Annotated in this window: 12 protein-coding genes and 1 pseudogene; 8 read left to right on the plus strand and 5 right to left on the minus strand. The window is 72.4% G+C overall.

The window, feature by feature from the left end; all coding sequences use genetic code 11:
* Positions 1-311 precede the first annotated feature (311 nt).
* A complete protein-coding gene (gene sepH, locus H9Y04_RS11870) occupies positions 312-1421 on the plus strand; it encodes a septation protein SepH (RefSeq protein WP_187813697.1) in 1110 nt (369 codons plus the stop codon).
* Positions 1422-1647: 226 nt separating this feature from the next.
* On the opposite strand, the gene H9Y04_RS11875 is transcribed toward sepH, so the two are convergent.
* Entirely contained in the window at positions 1648-2496 is an 849-nt protein-coding gene (locus H9Y04_RS11875) for a sulfurtransferase (protein ID WP_187813698.1), read from the minus strand.
* 126 nt (positions 2497-2622) lie between these two features.
* On the opposite strand from H9Y04_RS11875, the gene H9Y04_RS11880 reads away from it, so the two are divergent.
* Both H9Y04_RS11880 and glxA read left to right on the plus strand, forming a co-directional pair.
* A complete protein-coding gene (locus tag H9Y04_RS11880; protein WP_187813699.1) occupies positions 2623-3405 on the plus strand; it encodes a VOC family protein in 783 nt (260 codons plus the stop codon).
* A 101-nt stretch (positions 3406-3506) separates the two neighbouring features.
* Entirely contained in the window at positions 3507-5522 is a 2016-nt protein-coding gene (glxA, locus tag H9Y04_RS11885) for a radical copper oxidase GlxA (protein WP_187813700.1), read from the plus strand.
* A gap of 44 nt (positions 5523-5566) precedes the next feature.
* On the opposite strand, the gene H9Y04_RS47485 is transcribed toward glxA, so the two are convergent.
* On the minus strand, positions 5567-6115 hold the full coding sequence (locus H9Y04_RS47485) for an aldehyde dehydrogenase family protein (protein ID WP_187813701.1): 549 nt from the start codon (positions 6113-6115) through the stop codon (positions 5567-5569).
* Positions 6116-6209: 94 nt separating this feature from the next.
* A pseudogene (locus H9Y04_RS48440) lies at positions 6210-6971 on the minus strand (aldehyde dehydrogenase family protein); the annotation flags it as partial.
* A gap of 174 nt (positions 6972-7145) precedes the next feature.
* Here H9Y04_RS48440 and H9Y04_RS11900 point away from each other — a divergent pair.
* Positions 7146-8351, plus strand: a complete 1206-nt coding sequence (locus tag H9Y04_RS11900) for an NsdA family TPR-like regulatory protein (protein ID WP_187813702.1) — start codon at positions 7146-7148, stop codon at positions 8349-8351.
* Between the two features lie 202 nt (positions 8352-8553).
* On the plus strand, positions 8554-8733 hold the full coding sequence (locus H9Y04_RS11905) for a hypothetical protein (protein ID WP_187813703.1): 180 nt from the start codon (positions 8554-8556) through the stop codon (positions 8731-8733).
* Here H9Y04_RS11905 and H9Y04_RS11910 read toward each other — a convergent pair.
* Entirely contained in the window at positions 8685-9209 is a 525-nt protein-coding gene (locus tag H9Y04_RS11910; RefSeq protein WP_187813704.1) for a MarR family winged helix-turn-helix transcriptional regulator, read from the minus strand. The two genes, H9Y04_RS11905 and H9Y04_RS11910, sit on opposite strands and share 49 nt — an antisense overlap.
* Positions 9210-9367: 158 nt before the next feature.
* A complete protein-coding gene (locus tag H9Y04_RS11915) occupies positions 9368-9823 on the minus strand; it encodes a carboxymuconolactone decarboxylase family protein (protein ID WP_187813705.1) in 456 nt (151 codons plus the stop codon).
* A gap of 275 nt (positions 9824-10098) precedes the next feature.
* Between H9Y04_RS11915 and H9Y04_RS11920 the strand changes: the two genes are divergently transcribed.
* From H9Y04_RS11920 to H9Y04_RS11930, 3 genes are read left to right on the plus strand one after another with little or no spacing between them, the layout of a single operon-like run.
* Entirely contained in the window at positions 10099-12561 is a 2463-nt protein-coding gene (locus H9Y04_RS11920; protein WP_187813706.1) for a tetratricopeptide repeat protein, read from the plus strand.
* On the plus strand, positions 12558-13634 hold the full coding sequence (locus tag H9Y04_RS11925; protein WP_187813707.1) for a hydroxyacid dehydrogenase: 1077 nt from the start codon (positions 12558-12560) through the stop codon (positions 13632-13634). Before H9Y04_RS11920 ends, H9Y04_RS11925 begins: the two co-directional genes overlap by 4 nt.
* Positions 13631-15559, plus strand: a complete 1929-nt coding sequence (locus tag H9Y04_RS11930) for a DUF2264 domain-containing protein (RefSeq protein ID WP_187813708.1) — start codon at positions 13631-13633, stop codon at positions 15557-15559. Before H9Y04_RS11925 ends, H9Y04_RS11930 begins: the two co-directional genes overlap by 4 nt.
* Positions 15560-15573: the final 14 nt, after the last annotated feature.

Consider the following 15573-nt stretch of genomic DNA (forward strand, 5'->3'; position numbering starts at 1 on the left):
GCGCGCCGGTCCACCCAGGTGGCCCGAATGGAGTACTGTTGCGAGCCCTGGGTTCGGACTCCCGCCTGGGTACCCAGGGGCCCGCGAGGGACCTTCGGGAGGGGGATCGCTGCACAGGGTGACCGGTCTGCCCGACTTCGGTCACTTTGCGTGGCGAATAGGTAACCGTGCCATAACGGCGATCAAGGACCCATGCCCGACACGCCGGGCAACTCGGCAAGGTTGTGGCAGGCTGCACCCGGGCAGGCCACACTCGACTAGCGGAAGCAGCGACGCACGTGACGTCGGCAGGCACCACCCGGGAGGTCCCCATGCCCGAACTGCGTGTCGTGGCCGTCTCCAATGACGGCACACGGCTGGTGCTGAAGGCTGCGGACTCAACGGAGTACACCCTTCCGATCGACGAACGCCTGCGCGCTGCCGTGCGCGGCGACCGGCCACGGCTCGGCCAGATCGAGATCGAGGTCGAGTCGCATCTGCGCCCCCGGGACATCCAGGCGCGTATACGGGCAGGTGCGACCGCGGAAGAGGTCGCCCAGCTCGCCGGCATTCCGGTCGATCGCGTACGCCGCTTCGAGGGGCCCGTGCTCGCAGAGCGCGCCTTCATGGCCGAGCGTGCCCGGAAGACTCCCGTCCGCCGCCCCGGTGAGAACGCAGGACCCCAGCTCGGCGAGGCGGTGCAGGAGCGGCTGCTCCTGCGCGGCGCCGACAAGGAAACCGTCCAGTGGGACTCGTGGCGTCGTGACGACGGCACGTGGGAAGTCCTGCTCGTCTACGGGGTCGCGGGCGAACCGCACTCGGCGAGCTGGACCTACGATCCGCCGCGGCGTCTTGTCGCAGCCGTCGACGACGAGGCGCGCTCGCTGATCGGCGAGTCCGACGACATCGCGGCGCCCGAGCCCAGCTTCCCGTTCGTGCCGCGGATCGCCCGGCTGCCGCGTGACCGGCCGCTCGACCGTGCGCTCGACCGGCAGTTGGAGCGGCCGGAGCGGCAGATTCCCGCGCCGTCGCCGTCGCCGTCGCCGGATCCGGTGGAGGAGTCCACAAGTTCGGAGCGTGACTCGCTCACCAGCCTCCTGGAGGCGGTGCCGAGTTTCCGTGGCGATCTCGTGGTGCCGGAGCGTCCCGCGCCGGCCGCTTCGGCCTCCGCTCCTGCGGCGCCCGCGACGGAGCGGACGGTGGACGAGCCGCCCGCGCCGGAGCCCGAGGTGGAGGAGCCGCCGGCTCCTGCTGCCTCGGCGGGGGCGGGGTCCGCGTATGCGGATGTGCTGATGCCGCGGTCGGTGGCCGGGCATCGTGATCGGCTTGTCGGTACGACGGATCGGCAGGCCGAGGCGGACGGGGTCCGGCCGGGTCGCCGTGCGGCGGTGCCGAGTTGGGACGAGATCGTGTTCGGCACGCGCCGCAAGAAGAAGGACTGAGCTCTGTTACGTGGGGGCCCGCACCGGCTGTCGGTGCGGGCCCCTTCGCGTTGCGGGCGGGTGGGCGGGTAGGGGAAAGGCCCGCCGCAGGCGCCACGGTCCGCAGGCGGCAGCGAACCCGCACCTCGGGCCTGGCGGGGGCTCCGCCCCCTGCACCCCCGCACCGCCAGGTCGCGGGCCGGGGCCATGGCCACCGGGTTACAGATACGCGGCCCCGGTCATCGAGTTACGGGTTCGGCCCCGTCGCCACCGGGCGGGACTCGTCCGAGGACCACTCCGACCACGAACCCACGTAGAGCTCCGCGTCGATGCCGGCCACCGCGAGGGCGAGGACCTCGTGGGCGCCCGAGACGCCCGAGCCGCAGTAGACGCCGACCCGTGAGGCCTCCTCGGTGCCGAGGGAGCGGAAACGGGCGGCCAGGTCCGTGGCCGGCAGGAAGCGGCCGTCGGGGCCCACGTTCTCCGTGGTGGGTGCGGAGACCGCCCCCGGGATGTGGCCGCCGACGCGGTCGATGGGCTCGACCTCACCGCGGTAGCGCTCGCCCGCGCGGGCGTCGAGCAGCAGGCCTTCGCGGGCGAGGGCCGCGGCGCCGTCGGCGTCCAACAACGGGACCGCGCCCGGGCGCGGGACGAAGTCGCCCGGCTCCACCGTCGGCGTCCCGGTGGTCAGCTCGCCGTCCCAGGACGCGAGGCCGCCGTCGAGCACCCGTACGGACGGGTGGCCGGCCCAGCGGAGCAGCCACCAGGCGCGGGCGGCGGCCCAGCCCTGACCGCCGTCGTAGACGACGACCGGGCGGTCCTCACGTACACCCGCCGCCCGCATCGCCTCGGCGAAGACCTTGAGGTCGGGCAGCGGATGGCGGCCGCCCGCGCCCGCGGGGCCGGCGAGTGCGGTGTCGAGGTCCACGTAGGCGGCGCCGGGGATGTGCCCGGCCGCGTAGGCGGCGCGGCCGTCGAAGGGCGGCTCGCCGGCGGCCTTGGCGACGCTGAGCTGCCAGCGGACATCCAGCAGTACCGGCGGGTACTGCCCCTTCGACTCGCTCGCAAGTTCGGCAGCGGAGATGATGGCATTCATGGGCACATCCTTGCGCAAAGCCTGTTCGTGCCGGGAAGGGGCCATTACCCTGCACCGCCGGGATGGGTGAGCAGGATTCAAACGGGCATGCTGCTCACGACCATGTGCCCCGAGGAGAGAGTGACGATGACCGAGTCAGCAGCTCGGCGCGCGCCCGGCACGCCCTGCTGGGTGAGCCTGATGGTGCACGGCCTGGCCGGTACGCAGAAGTTCTACGGCGCACTCTTCGGCTGGGAGTTCCTGCCAGGTCCCCAGCAGCTCGGTCCGTATGTGCGGGCGGTCCTCGACGGCCAGGAGGTGGCCGGTATCGGCGTCCTGCCGCACGACCGGCATCTGCCCATCGCCTGGACCCCGTATCTCGCCTCGGACGACGTGGACGCCACCGCCGACACCATCCGCAACTGCGGCGGCACGGTGGGCGTGGGCCCGCTGGAAGCCGAGCGGGCCGGGCGGCTCCTCGTCGCCTCGGACCCGGCCGGCGCCGTGTTCGGCGTGTGGCAGGCGGCGGAGCACGGGGGCGCCGCGGGCGTGGGGCGGCCCGGCACACCCGTGTGGAACGAACTCGTGACCCGGGACACCGCCTCGGTCGCGAAGTTCTATCAGGCGGTCTTCGGATACGGCGAAGAGCCGGTCGTCTCCGCGGACTTCGACTATCTGGCGCTCTCCGTGGAGGGGCGTCCCGTGGCCGCGATCCATGGCGTCGGCCACGGTCTGCCGCGTGACCGCGGCGCGTATTGGACGACCTTCTTCGAGGTCGAGGACGTGGACGAGACGGCGCAGCGGGTGGGCGAGCTCGGCGGTCATGTGCTGCGTGCTCCGCACGAGAGCGGGCACGGACGGATGGCCACGGTGGCCGATCCGGAAGGCGCGGCGTTCAACGTCGTACGGAGCGCCGCCGACCAAAGCTGACCATCGGCCCTCACTCGCCCCGCGCGCCCGGGGCGCGCGCATCCTTGCACTGGCCTAAAGTCGCATTCCGTACCAAAACGGATGAATGCGGGAGTCAGTGCATGCCGGAGCCGAAGCGCCGCCGCCTGAGCCGGCGGACCTCCAAGATCCTGCTCGGCACGGGAGCCGTGGTGGTGCTCGCCGCGGCCAACGCGCCCGCCGTCTACGACTTCGCCTCGACGCAGTACCACGCGTACGAGATCGACCAGCCCGGGTACAAGGCCGACCGCGGGCACTGGAGCCTGGTGGACGTGCCCGAGGAGTACCGGATCAACACGATCCACGCGGCGCTCCTGCACACCGGCAAGGTGCTGCTCGTGGCGGGTTCGGGCAATGACGCCAAGCAGTTCGACGCGAAGACCTTCCGTACGGTCCTGTGGGATCCGCAGGACAACAGCTTCGAGAACATCGACACACCCGCCGACCTGTTCTGCGCCGGGCACACCCAACTCCCGGACGGCAGGCTGCTCGTGGCGGGCGGGACGCAGCGGTACGAGACGCTCGAAGGCGATGTCGAGAAGGCCGGCGGCCTGATGATCGTCTACAACGAGAACCCGGACGAGCCGAAGACGCTGCCCAAGGGGACCCGGTTCACCGGCCGCGAGAACGGCAAGACGTTCGAGTCGCACGCGAGCATCATCGTGCCGCGCGCGAAGAAGAAGATCGACCCGGTGACCGGCGAGGCCGAGGTCACCGCCTCCAGCGCGCGGGTGTACGTGGAGGCCCTGGAGAAGGGGCCGCGGCATCAGACCGGCACGCAGGACCAGTACCGCGTCTCCGGGCTCGAAGGCGAGGAGAAGCAGAACATCTACGGCATCGCGCAGAAGCTGTCGTTCGACAAGAAGGACTTCCAGGGGATCAAGGACACCTTCGAGTTCGACCCGGTGGCCGAGCGCTATGTGCAGGTCGATCCGATGCACGAGGCCCGCTGGTATCCGACGCTGACGACGCTGGAGGACGGCAAGGTGCTCTCGGTGTCCGGGCTCGACGACATCGGGCAGGTCGTGCCGGGCAAGAACGAGATCTATGACCCGCGGACGAAGAAGTGGGAGTTCCTGCCGAAGGCGCGGTTCTTCCCCACGTACCCCGCGCTCTTCCTCGCCTCCGACGGGCGGATCTTCTACACGGGCTCCAACGCGGGTTACGGGCCTGACGACCAGGGCCGCGAGCCGGGGATCTGGGATCTGGACAGCAACAAGTTCACCAAGGTGCCCGGGATCAGCGACCCGGACATCCTGGAGACCTCGATGTCGGTGCTGCTTCCGCCCGCGCAGGAGCAGCGGTACATGGTGCTCGGGGGTGGCGGGGTCGGCGAGTCCCCCAAGTCCACGGACAAGACGCGGCTCGTGGATCTGCGCGAGGACGAGCCGCGTTTCCGCGACGGGCCGCGGCTGTACGACAAGGCCCGCTATCCGAGCAGCGTGATCCTGCCCGACGACACCGTCCTGACGACCAACGGGTCCGGTGACTACCGCGGCAAGTCCGACAGCAACGTCCTCAAGGCCTCGCTCTACGATCCGAAGACCGACAAGTTCACGGCCGCCGCCGATCCGCTCGTGGGGCGCAACTACCACTCGGGCGGGCTGCTGCTTCCGGACGGCCGGGTGATGACCTTCGGTTCGGACTCGCTCTTCTCGGACAAGGCCAACTCCAAGAAGGCGAAGTTCGAGCAGAGTCTGGAGCTCTACACCCCGCCGTATCTGCACAAGGGCGGTGAGCGACCAGTGCTGCGGGATCCGGACGGCGGGCGGCGCACGGTGAAGCTCGGCGCGACGGTCTCGTACGACAGTGACAACCCGAAGGCGATCAGCAGGATGCGGCTGATCAGGCCGGGGTCGTTCACCCATGTCACCAATGTGGAACAGCGGTCGATCGCGCTGGACTTCGACCGTACGGACAAGGGGGTCGAGATCACACTGCCGGAGAATCCGGCACTCGTGCCGCCCGGCTGGTACATGCTGACGGCCGTCGACGACCGCGGGGTGCCGTCCGAGGCGGTGTGGCTGCATGTGCCGGTGGCGGCGGACGCGCCGACGCATGAGACGACGGACGAGGATCCGGAGCCGGCGCTCAAGTAGCCCACGGCGCCCACCTGTTGGGCGGGCGCCGAGTCGCGTGGGGCTCAGTCGAACACGGCCTCGCGCGGGGTGACGTCGGTGGCGATGCTGATGCCCTGCACATGGCTGGTGAGCACCATCGGGAAGGCCCCTTCGCCGAACGGGCCGCTGGTCAGACCGGTGCCGCCGCGGGTGGGCAGCGGCGGTACGAAGCCGACATGGCTGTCATTGATCTTCAGCAGTCCGCCGTTGGCGAGTTCGGTGGCCACCCGGTCGATGACCTCGGGGTCGCGGCTCCACAGGGAGTTGCGCAGCCCGTAGGCGTTGGCGCCGAGGAAGGCGAGCGCGGCGGTCAACAGCGGCTCGTCGTCGGCCGGTTCGGCCACCACGACGGAGATCAGCGGGAAGAAGGTCTCCGTGGTGACGGCCGGGATGGTGGCGGCGGTCTCGATGCCCTCGACCCGTACGACCGTGGGCGCCGCCCAGACGCCTTCGGGGTCGGGCCGACCGTCGAGGCCGGTCATGTGCCCGCCCGCCAGGACCTTGGCGCCGGCGCGCCGGCACTGGTCGACCGCGCCGAGGAAGCCGTCCTTGCGCAGTACGGGGCTGAGCACGGTGTGTTCGTCGGTGTCCGGCAGTCCGGGGGGGCAGCCCGCGGGCGATCGTCGTCAGCTCGTCGATCAGCTGGTCGGCCACGTCGGGGTGGACCACGGCATAGCGGGGCACCATGCAGATCTGTCCCGAGCCGTAGAAGCCCTCGGCCAACGCCCTTGCCGCGAGCGGCACTTCGGCGTCCTTCCAGACGATCATGCCGTCGTTGCACGAGAGTTCGAGAAGGGGCTTCTTGCCGTGGGCCATGCAGTCGAGCGCGATCTTCTGGCCGCGTTCGGCCGAGCCGAAGAAGTAGATGTCGTCCACGTACTCGCTCTCGAGCCAGGTCGACATGAACGAAGCCGTCGCCCCGCACAGCACGCTCAGGGTGCCTTCGGGCGCGCCGAACTCGCGCAGCAGTGGCGCGACGATTCGCTGGCAGATGTGGACGGCGCCGAGCGGGGCGCTGCGCGGCGCGCCGACCACCAGGGCGTTGCCGGCCGCGAGCGCCCACAGGCCCATACAGCTGTTGCTCATGGCGGCGTTGCGCGGCGGGCTGAGGCAGACCACGCCGTCAGCCTTGCGGACGAGCCGGATCTCCCGTCCCGCCGAGGTGTCCCGGGTGTCCATCAGGCGGGACATGAGTTCCAGGCTGGCCGGCGCCCAGGCCTCGACGGTGCCGGAGAGTTCCCAGCGGGCGAGGCGGGGCGGGTGGCCCTCGCGGCCGAGGATCTCCACCAGTTCGTCCATGTTCGCGATGATCGCCTGGCGGACCGCCGCGAGGAAGGCGAGGCGCCGCGAGAGCGGCACACGGGCCCACTCCGGCTGGGCTTCGCGGGCGGCGCGCAGCGCGAGGTGGTGCTGTTCGTCGGTGGCCATGGCGATACGGGCGGCGATGGCCGGCTCGTATGCGGCGGGCTGCTCACCGCGGTCGAGGGCGCCCTTGCGGCCGAGGGCCGTGAGGGGTCGGTCAGGAGGGCCGCGGCCTTGGGGGTGTGGATCCACTCCTTGCCGTCCTGCTCGGTGCCGGCGACGAGTACGCGGTAGCTCTGCATGGTTGACCGGACGTCGGTGGCGCACTGGCCGCGCGGCACCGTTCCTCGCGCCCCCGTCCCCCGGCTGCTGACGGAGGCCTTCTCGCGGCGTCTCGAACGCCCGGTGAGCGGCGCCGACCTCGGGCTCGCCGACGTGCAGGGACCGCTTCCCGGCCCCGCCGGCACCCCCCAGGCCACGACGTTCGCGGACCTGTGCCGCGCCCTGTCCGACCCCGACCAGCTCGCCGGACTGCTCGCGCTCCCCTATCGCACGCGGCCGGATCCCCTGCCCACCGGCCTGTCCCGGGTGTCACCTGCGTCGGCGCCCCCGGTCCACCACGACCTCGCCACCGGCACGTTGCGCGCGACGCTGCGGTCCTTCAGCCGTCAGATGGAGGTGTACGGCGGCGGGTTCGGCAGGTCCGCGCTCATCGCGCTCCTCGGCCAGTCGGTGCTGCCCACGATGTCCCGTATGGGCGCGGGTGCCGCACTGGGCGAGACGGCCCGCCTCGTCCATCTGCTCGGCAGGATGCTCGACGACGGGCAGGCCCGCGGTCTCGCCCAGCACTGCTTCGAGGCCACGTACACCCTCGCCGGCGCGGCCGGAGACCGTGCCGTGCAGGTCATCGCGCTGCGCACGCTCAGTGCGCAGGCCCACGCGCTGGACCAGCGGGACCTCGCGCTGCACCTGGGCAGTGCGGCCGCCGCCCACGCGGGCGACGCGGTGCCACCGGCGGTACGCGGCTACGTGCAGGCCCAGTTGGCGCTCAGCCTCGCCCGCGTGGGCCGCCGCAAGGAGGCGCTGCGGGCCCTGACGGCGGCCGAGCGTCATCACGAGCGGGGGCGTGCGGCCTGCGAGGAGGACCCGTTCGCGGCCTACCCGGAGGCCGATCTGCTGTTCCAGCGCGCCGAGGCGCTGCGGGAGCTGGGTGATCTCAAGGGCGCCGTACGGACGCTGGAGTCCTCCCTGGCCCAGCGCAAGCCCGCGGACCGGCGTGCGTCCGCCCTGTCCCATCTGCGCCAGGCGGAACTCACCCTGGAGCAGGGCGATGTGGAGCGCTGCTGCGCCCAGACGGTGAAGGCGCTCGGGCTCTTCGGCGATCTGCACAGCTCGGTGGCGCGGGCCCGGTGGGCGGCGCTGCGTCTGCGGCTGCGACGCTACGCCGCCACGCCGCAGGTCCAGGCGGTCCTTGCAGACTGGCCCCGGCCGTCCGAGGTGCGCTGACGCCTCCTCGACGTAGGCACGGACATGACCGTAGGCATGGACGTAGATATGTGACAGATAAGGGCAAATACCCCCGAGATCCGATGAAATGAAAAATATGTATATGTAGTCGGCATGTCCCTCACCGTTAGACCCTCACGCCTGGACATGGTGTCGGCGCGGTATCCGCTCCGACGCACGTCCCAGCCGTGGAGGTTGTTTCATGCACGATCCGTTCGACGTGGCCCAGATCCTGGCCGAGACCACCCGCCCCGCTAAGGCCTCACCCATGGGCACGGCCGCCGTCTCCGAAGCGGCCGTGGACACGGACGGCCGGGAGCGCAGCCGGCCCGGTCAGTACGGCCGGGTCGGCGCCGAGGCTTCGGACCAGCCCAGAGGGTAGGCGTCCGCGCCGGAGCAGGCGAGGGGTTCGCGGCCCGCTTCCGTGAAGGCCGTCAATGCCTCCACCAGGGCGGTGCGTTGGGCCGGCGCGAGCCGTTCCACGATCTCGGCGATCTCGCCCTGACGCCGGGCCGTGACCTCCTCGACGAGCCGCGCGCCTTCGGGGGTGAGCCGCAGGACGGTCTCGCGGCGGTTGGCGGGGTTGATCTGCCGGTCCGCGAACCCGGCCGCGATCAGCCGGTCCGTCATCCGCATCGCGGTCGACGGGCTCACCCCGAGGGCGTCGGCGAGCGCGACCAGCTTCGACTCCCCCTGCGCACAGAGCACGACGAGCAGCCGGAACTGCGGCAGCGTGACCCGGTCCTCGTACGCGGCGAGCGACCGCGCCGACACGGCGACCAACAGCCGCGACGCGGTGAGCACGGCACGCGTGACGGCGTCCACGCCGGGGAGGTGGGGGTGCGTGGGGGCGGGCATGGGTCTGTTGTACCGCGTGCGGGCGCCGAGGGCGGGAGCGGCGCCTCCGTGCGGGCGCCCAGGGCGGGACCGGCGCCTCCGTCCGGGGGCCGAGGGCGGGACCGGCGCCTCCGCTCGGCGGAGGTGCCGGTCCATCCGTCCCGTACGCCCCGTGCCGCTCAGCCCCACGCCCCCGCAATCTGCCGAGTCGTCGCGTTCAGGCGGTTGAAGAGGTTGGTCACGCCGATCATCAGGATGATCGAGGCCAGCTGCTTCTCGTCGAAGTACGAGGCGGCCTCGTCCCATACCGCGTCGTTCACCGCGTCGGGGTGGTCCGCGAGGCGGGTGGCCGCCTCGGCGAGGGCGAGGGCCGCGCGCTCCTCGTCGGAGAAGTAGGGGGTCTCGCGCCAGGCCACGACCGTGGCGAGCTTCTCGTCGCTCACGCCCGACTTGCGGGCGGTCTTGGTGCCGCCGTCGACACAGGCGCTGCAGCCGTTGATCTGGCTGGCGCGCAGGTGGACGAGTTCCAGGATCTGCGGGTCGACGCCGCCGGAGTGCACGGCCTTGAAGAGACCCTGGATGGACTCCATGGAGCCGGGGAGCAGGGCGGCGGGGTTCTGCATACGGGACTGCATCTCGGGTTCCTCCTCATGGGGCCGGGTGCCCGGCCTTTTCTGTTGTGGCCGGTCTGCCGGCCTCTGCTTCGGTTGACCGGCCTTGCGGCCTGTCCGTTCGCCCCGTTCCGTCGGGGCGTGACTCCATAACAGCCGCCCGCCCCCTGGTGCGACGACGGCCGTGGGACACCGTGGGACACCCGGAACGCCGCTGGACAGGGGCGATGCGGCGGGGAAAACTTCTGCCGGGGCGGGACAGGGAGGGGTGGGCCATGGGGCCGAAGGAACCGAAGAACATGCGACACGATCCGCGCGATGAACTGGCCGCGCGGCTACGGGGGTTGCAGGAGGTCTCCGGGCACGGGGTGCGGGCTCTGGCGCGCGAGGTGGGGATCAGCTCGTCCTCGCTGTCGCGGTATCTCGGCGGGCAGACCGTGCCGCCCTGGCCCTCGGTGCTCGCGCTGTGCAAGTTCGTACGGCGTGATCCGCGGCCGCTGCGTCCGCTGTGGGAGCGGGCGTCGAGTCCGCTGCCCGCGCCGCCGCGCAGCAGCCGGCAGGTGTCCCCGCCGGCGCCGCCCCCGGACGCGCCGAGGCCGCCGCGCAACGATCTGCCGCGGGACGTTCCCGACTTCACCGGACGCGCGGACGAGCTGGACGCCGTGCTCGCGGCGGTGGAGGCCAGCCGTGTGGTCGCCGTCGACGGGATGGCGGGTGTGGGCAAGACCTGTCTCGCCGTGCACGCGGCGCACCGGCTCGCGGAGACCTACCCGGAGGCGCAGCTCTACCTCGACCTGCACGGCTTCACCGAAGGGCGCGAACCCCTCGGTCCCGACCCGGCGTTGCGCACGCTGCTCGCCGCGCTCGACGTACCGTCCGAACGCATCCCGCAGGAGGGCGGCATCGAGCCGCTCGCCGCGGTCTGGCGGGCCGAACTCGCCCACCGCAGGGCCGTGATCGTGCTCGACAACGCCGTGGACGCCGAGCAGGTGCGTCCGCTGCTGCCGGGCGCAGGACCGTCCGTGGCCCTGATCACCAGCCGCAACCGGCTGCTCGGCCTCGACGAGGTGCCGCCGGTCTCCCTCGACGTCCTCACCCCCGAGGAGAGCGCCGAGCTCCTGACCCGGGCCAGCGGGGACGGCGGCGGTCCCGAGGGCCGGCTCGGGCGCGATCCGGAGTCCACGGCCGAAGTCCTGCGCCTGTGCGGGCAGTTGCCGCTCGCGCTGCGGCTCGCCGCGGCCCGGCTCCGGCACCGGCCTGGGTGGACGGTGGGCATCCTGGTGGAGCGGATGGCCGAGGGCGCCAACGAGTTCGACACCGCTTTCGCCATGTCCGTACGGCAGTTGGACCACGCCACCGGACGCTTCTTCCGGCTGCTCGGGCTGCTGCCCGGGGAGACCTTCGACCCGTACGTGGCCGGGGCCCTGGCCGATCTTCCGCCGCGTACGGCACGGGAGATGCTGGAGGATCTGCTCGACGCCCATCTCGTACAGGAGAGGGCGCCGGGGCGTTACCGGCTGCACGACCTCGTGCACCAGCACGCGCGGCGGGCGTGTGTGGAGCAGGACGCGCAGGCGCTGCGGGACAAGGCGCTGGGGCGGGTCCTCGACTACTACGTACACACGGCCGCGGCGGCCGATGCGGCGATGCCGTTCCTCGCCGGGACGCGGGCGCCTTCGGCGGGTGAACCACCGGCCGCGCTGCCGCAGTTCGCCGACAAGCGGGCCGCGCTCTTCTGGTACGTCACCGAGTACACCAACCTGATGGCCGCGTTCGAGGCGGCGGTCGCCACGGGCGCCGACCGGCATGTGTGCGAACTGCCGCGCTTCATGCGCACCTACTTCGCCCGGCGCTGCGGTACCACCCATCTCAACTTCCTCTTCGAGCGCTCGCTCGACGCCGCCCACCGTCTGGGCGATCCCTGGCAGCTGGCCGAGGCGCACAGCGATCTGGGATTCGCCCGGTACAACGCGGGCCGGCTCGCCGAGGCCGACGCCGCGTACGCCTCGGCGCTTCCTCTCGTCGCCGAGACCGGGGACACCCGCTCGCAGGCGGAACTGGCCATGCGGCGCGGCTATTTGAAGTGGGACGCGGGCCAGGTGGAGGAGCCGCTGGAGCTGTTCCGCGAGGCGGGCGCCCTGTACGAGGAGGCCGGCTCCCCGGCGGGCGCCGCGCACGCCAAGGCGTACGAGGCGTGGGCGCTGCTGCAGCTCGGGCACCCCGATGAGGCGGCGCGGCTCGCGCGTGCGGCCCTGGCCGTGCCGCACGACGATCCGGCCTGGCCGCCCGCGCTCACCGCCCGGATCACGCTCGGGGTGGCCCTGGCGTCCGAGGCGCCGGAGGAGGCCATGGAGCATCTGCGGCAGGCGCTCGACCTCTCGCGCGAGGACGGCCACCGGCACAACGAGGCCTGGTGCCTCAACTGTCTGGGGGTCGCGCAGCGCCGGATGGGCCGCTACGAGGAGGCCCTGGCCTCCCACCGCGAGGCCTTCGCACTCCTCGACGCGCTCTTCGAGGACCACTGGAAGATCCACTTCCTGGACGACTACGCGGAGACCTGCCGCCTCGCGGGCCTGACGGACCAGGCACTTCAACTGCACCGCGAGGCACTGGAGTTGGCCCCTCGGGTGGGCAACCGGCATGCGGAAGCGCTGGCCCACGAAGGCCTCGCGGCGGTCCTGGAGGACACCGACCCCGCGGCGGCCGAGCGGCACAGGGAAGCCGGGCGGGCGATCCGGGGCGAATTGCTGGTGGTGGGATGAGCGCCGACCCCGGCAGCGACCGCAGAACCGACCACAGCACCGATCACCGCACCACAAGGACGCCTGTGCCCAAGAAGCCCTCCGCCGCCTTCGCCTTCTCCCCGCGCACCGCTCCCGTGCTCCTCACCCCCGAGGCCGTGGCCGCCTTCGGCGAGGTCTGCGCGCTCGCGCCGCGGACGCTGTACGAGTTCCACAGCCCCGAGGCCCGGGAGGTGCTGCGCGAGACCGAGGTGCTGATCACGGGCTGGGAGTGCCCGCCCCTGGACGCGGCCGCGCTGGCCGCCGCGCCCCGGCTCACGTCCGTGGTGCACACGGCCGGTTCCGTACGCGGGGTCATGACCGAGGCCGCCTGGGAGCGCGGGATCGAGATCAGCTCGGCGGCTGCGGCCAACGCACTGCCGGTCGCCGAGTACACGGTCGCGATGATCCTGCTCACCGGCAAACGCGTCCTGGAGTCAGCCCGCACCTATCGCACGGAACGCACCACGCCCGATTGGACGCAGGCGGCGCAGGCCGCCGGGAACTACCGGCGCACGGTCGGCCTGCTCTCCGCCTCTCTGATCGGCCGGCGCGTGATCGAACTCCTTCGCCCGTACGAGCTGCGGATTCTGCTGTACGACCCGTTCGTCGACGCCGCGGAGGCGGCCGCGCTCGGTGTCGAACTCGTGGGTCTCGACGAACTGTTCGCACGCAGCGACACGGTCAGTGTGCACACGCCGCTGCTGCCCGAGACCCGTCAGCTGGTGAGCCGGGAGCTGATCGGCGGGCTGCGGCCCGACGCCGTGCTGATCAACACTGCGCGGGGTGCGGTGGTGGACCAGGAGGCGCTCACCGAGGCCGTGCTCGCGGGCCGGGTCCGTGCCGTCCTCGATGTCACCGATCCCGAACTGCTGCCGCCCGACCACCCGTTGTGGACCTGCCCGGGCGCCCTGCTCACCCCGCATGTCGCGGGATCCCAGGGCAACGAATGGCAGCGGCTCACCGACTTCGCGGTCGGCGAGCTGCGCCGCTGGGCCGCGGGCGAGGGCTTCGCCCATCCCGTACGCCGCGAACGATTGGCCTTTCTCGCATGAGCACTCCCCCGCCGCTTCCGGACGCTCGTACGGGCGCGCCTCCCTTGCCTGCAGCTCGTACGGGCGCACTCGCCCTCCCCGCCGAGGACCGGGCGCTCAGCCCGCACACCGGATACACCCGCGCCCACTGGGAGGCGGCCGCCGACGGGCTTGTCGGGGCGGCCTGGCGCTGGGCCACTCCGCAGGGCGCCCTCCTCGACCTGCCGGGGCGGCCCTCGCAGTCGGGCGTGCGGTCGGACGGTCTGGAGGGGTACGCCCGTACGTTCCTGGCGGCGGGCTTCCGCGTCGCGGGGGCCCAAGGGGCGGATCCGTACGGCTGGTTGGAGCGGTACGCCGAAGGGCTCGCGGCCGGTACCCGCACACCGGGCCGGGACGACACCGAGTCCTGGCCGGTGGTCCGGGACATCCATGTCGCGGGCCAGCCGATGGTCGAGTCCGCCTCGGTGGCCCTGGGACTGCGGCTGACCCGGCCCTGGCTGTGGGACCGGCTCGCATCCGGCGTACAGGACCGTGCCGAGGCCTGGCTGCGGGGTGCGCTGCGGCGGACGCCCGCGCCGAACAACTGGTATCTCTTCCCGTTCACCGTCGCCGGCTTCCTCGAATCGGTGGGCCGGGGCGACGCGGAGACCGCGCGGGCGCGCGAGCGGGGACGCGAGCTCATGGAGGGCTGGTACCGGGGCGAGGGCTGGTACGCGGACGGCGAGGCGCGGGCCTTCGACCACTACAACGGCTGGGCGCTGCACCTGTATCCGGTGCTCGACGCGCATCTGTCGGGGGCGAAGACGGAGGTGTACGGGGAGCGGCTGCGGGAGCATCTCGCGGGCTTCGGGCTGCTGTTCGGCGGGGACGGGGCGCCGCTGTACCTGGGGCGTTCGCTGACGTACCGGTTCGCGGCCGCGTCGGCCGTGGGGCTCGGCGCGCTGACCGGTGACACCCCGTGGAGCCCGGGCACCTCGCGCCGACTGATCAGCGGCGCGCTGCGCTACTTCCTCGACCGGGGCGCGGTGGACTCGGACGGGCTGCTCACGCTCGGCTGGCACGGTCCGCACGAGGCCTCGCTGCAGCCGTACTCCGGTCCCTCCTCGCCGTACTGGGCGTCGAAGGCGTTCGTCTGTCTGCTCGCGGGCGCGGACGATCCGCTGTGGACGGCGCCGGAGGAACCCTCGCCGAGCGAGACCGCCGACCGGGTGCTCGCGCTGCGCTCCCCCGGCCTTCTGGTGCACTCCACACGGGCCGACGGGATCGTACGGGTGCACAACCACGGCAGCGACCATCTGCCGCCGGAAGCGGGCGAGTCGGCGGCGGAGGACGATCCGCTGTACGGGCGCCAGCACTACTCGACGCGCACCGGGCCCACCGCGGCGGCCAACACGGCGGACAACCATCTCGCCGTGGACCTCGACGGGATACGCAGCGTCCGGCGCCGTATCCACCCGCTGGGTGCGGGCGGCGGCGAGGGCTGGGGGTGGGCGGCCTCGTGGCACCGGCCGGTCTTCCCCGCCGGGCCGCGGACGGTGCCGGGGCTGCGGGTCGAGTCGGTGACGGTGGCGCGCGGCCCGTACGAGCTGCGCGTCCATCGCGTGCTCGGCGGCCCGCCGGGGGCGCGTGTGGAGCAGACAGGCTGGGCGGTGGGGCCCGGCGAGGGGCTGAGCTCGGGGCTGCATCCGCTGTACGGCTGGACGGAGCGGGACGAGCAACGGGCGCCGCAGGGAACGGCGTTCACCCGGTGGGCCGTGCTGCCGCGGCTGAGCGGACCCGCCGACGGCGAGCTGTACGCGGCGCTTGCGGCGCTCACGGAGGAGCCGCTCGCGCTGGAGGACGCGGTGACCGAGGTGACCGTCTCCGGTGCGCGGCTCCAGGTCCGGTGGGCCGAGGGCGGGACGACCCGGGTCGACTTCGGGCCGGTGGCCGTCACCCACGCGTGACGAAAGGGCGGGCC

Source organism: Streptomyces polyasparticus, assembly GCF_014493765.1.
GTDB lineage: Bacteria > Actinomycetota > Actinomycetes > Streptomycetales > Streptomycetaceae > Streptomyces > Streptomyces polyasparticus.

Excerpts from the sequence above, each read along its gene's own strand:
- sepH (WP_187813697.1), top strand. The coding sequence starts at position 312 with ATGCCCGAACTGCGTGTCGTGGCCGTCTCCAATGACGGCACACGGCTG.
- glxA (WP_187813700.1), top strand. The coding sequence starts at position 3,507 with ATGCCGGAGCCGAAGCGCCGCCGCCTGAGCCGGCGGACCTCCAAGATC.
- H9Y04_RS11920 (WP_187813706.1), top strand. The coding sequence starts at position 10,099 with ATGCGACACGATCCGCGCGATGAACTGGCCGCGCGGCTACGGGGGTTG.
- H9Y04_RS11910 (WP_187813704.1), bottom strand. The coding sequence starts at position 9,209 with ATGCCCGCCCCCACGCACCCCCACCTCCCCGGCGTGGACGCCGTCACG.
- H9Y04_RS11925 (WP_187813707.1), top strand. The coding sequence starts at position 12,558 with ATGAGCGCCGACCCCGGCAGCGACCGCAGAACCGACCACAGCACCGAT.
- H9Y04_RS11915 (WP_187813705.1), bottom strand. The coding sequence starts at position 9,823 with ATGCAGTCCCGTATGCAGAACCCCGCCGCCCTGCTCCCCGGCTCCATG.
- H9Y04_RS11930 (WP_187813708.1), top strand. The coding sequence starts at position 13,631 with ATGAGCACTCCCCCGCCGCTTCCGGACGCTCGTACGGGCGCGCCTCCC.
- H9Y04_RS11900 (WP_187813702.1), top strand. The coding sequence starts at position 7,146 with ATGGTTGACCGGACGTCGGTGGCGCACTGGCCGCGCGGCACCGTTCCT.
- H9Y04_RS11880 (WP_187813699.1), top strand. The coding sequence starts at position 2,623 with ATGACCGAGTCAGCAGCTCGGCGCGCGCCCGGCACGCCCTGCTGGGTG.
- H9Y04_RS11905 (WP_187813703.1), top strand. The coding sequence starts at position 8,554 with ATGCACGATCCGTTCGACGTGGCCCAGATCCTGGCCGAGACCACCCGC.
- H9Y04_RS11875 (WP_187813698.1), bottom strand. The coding sequence starts at position 2,496 with ATGAATGCCATCATCTCCGCTGCCGAACTTGCGAGCGAGTCGAAGGGG.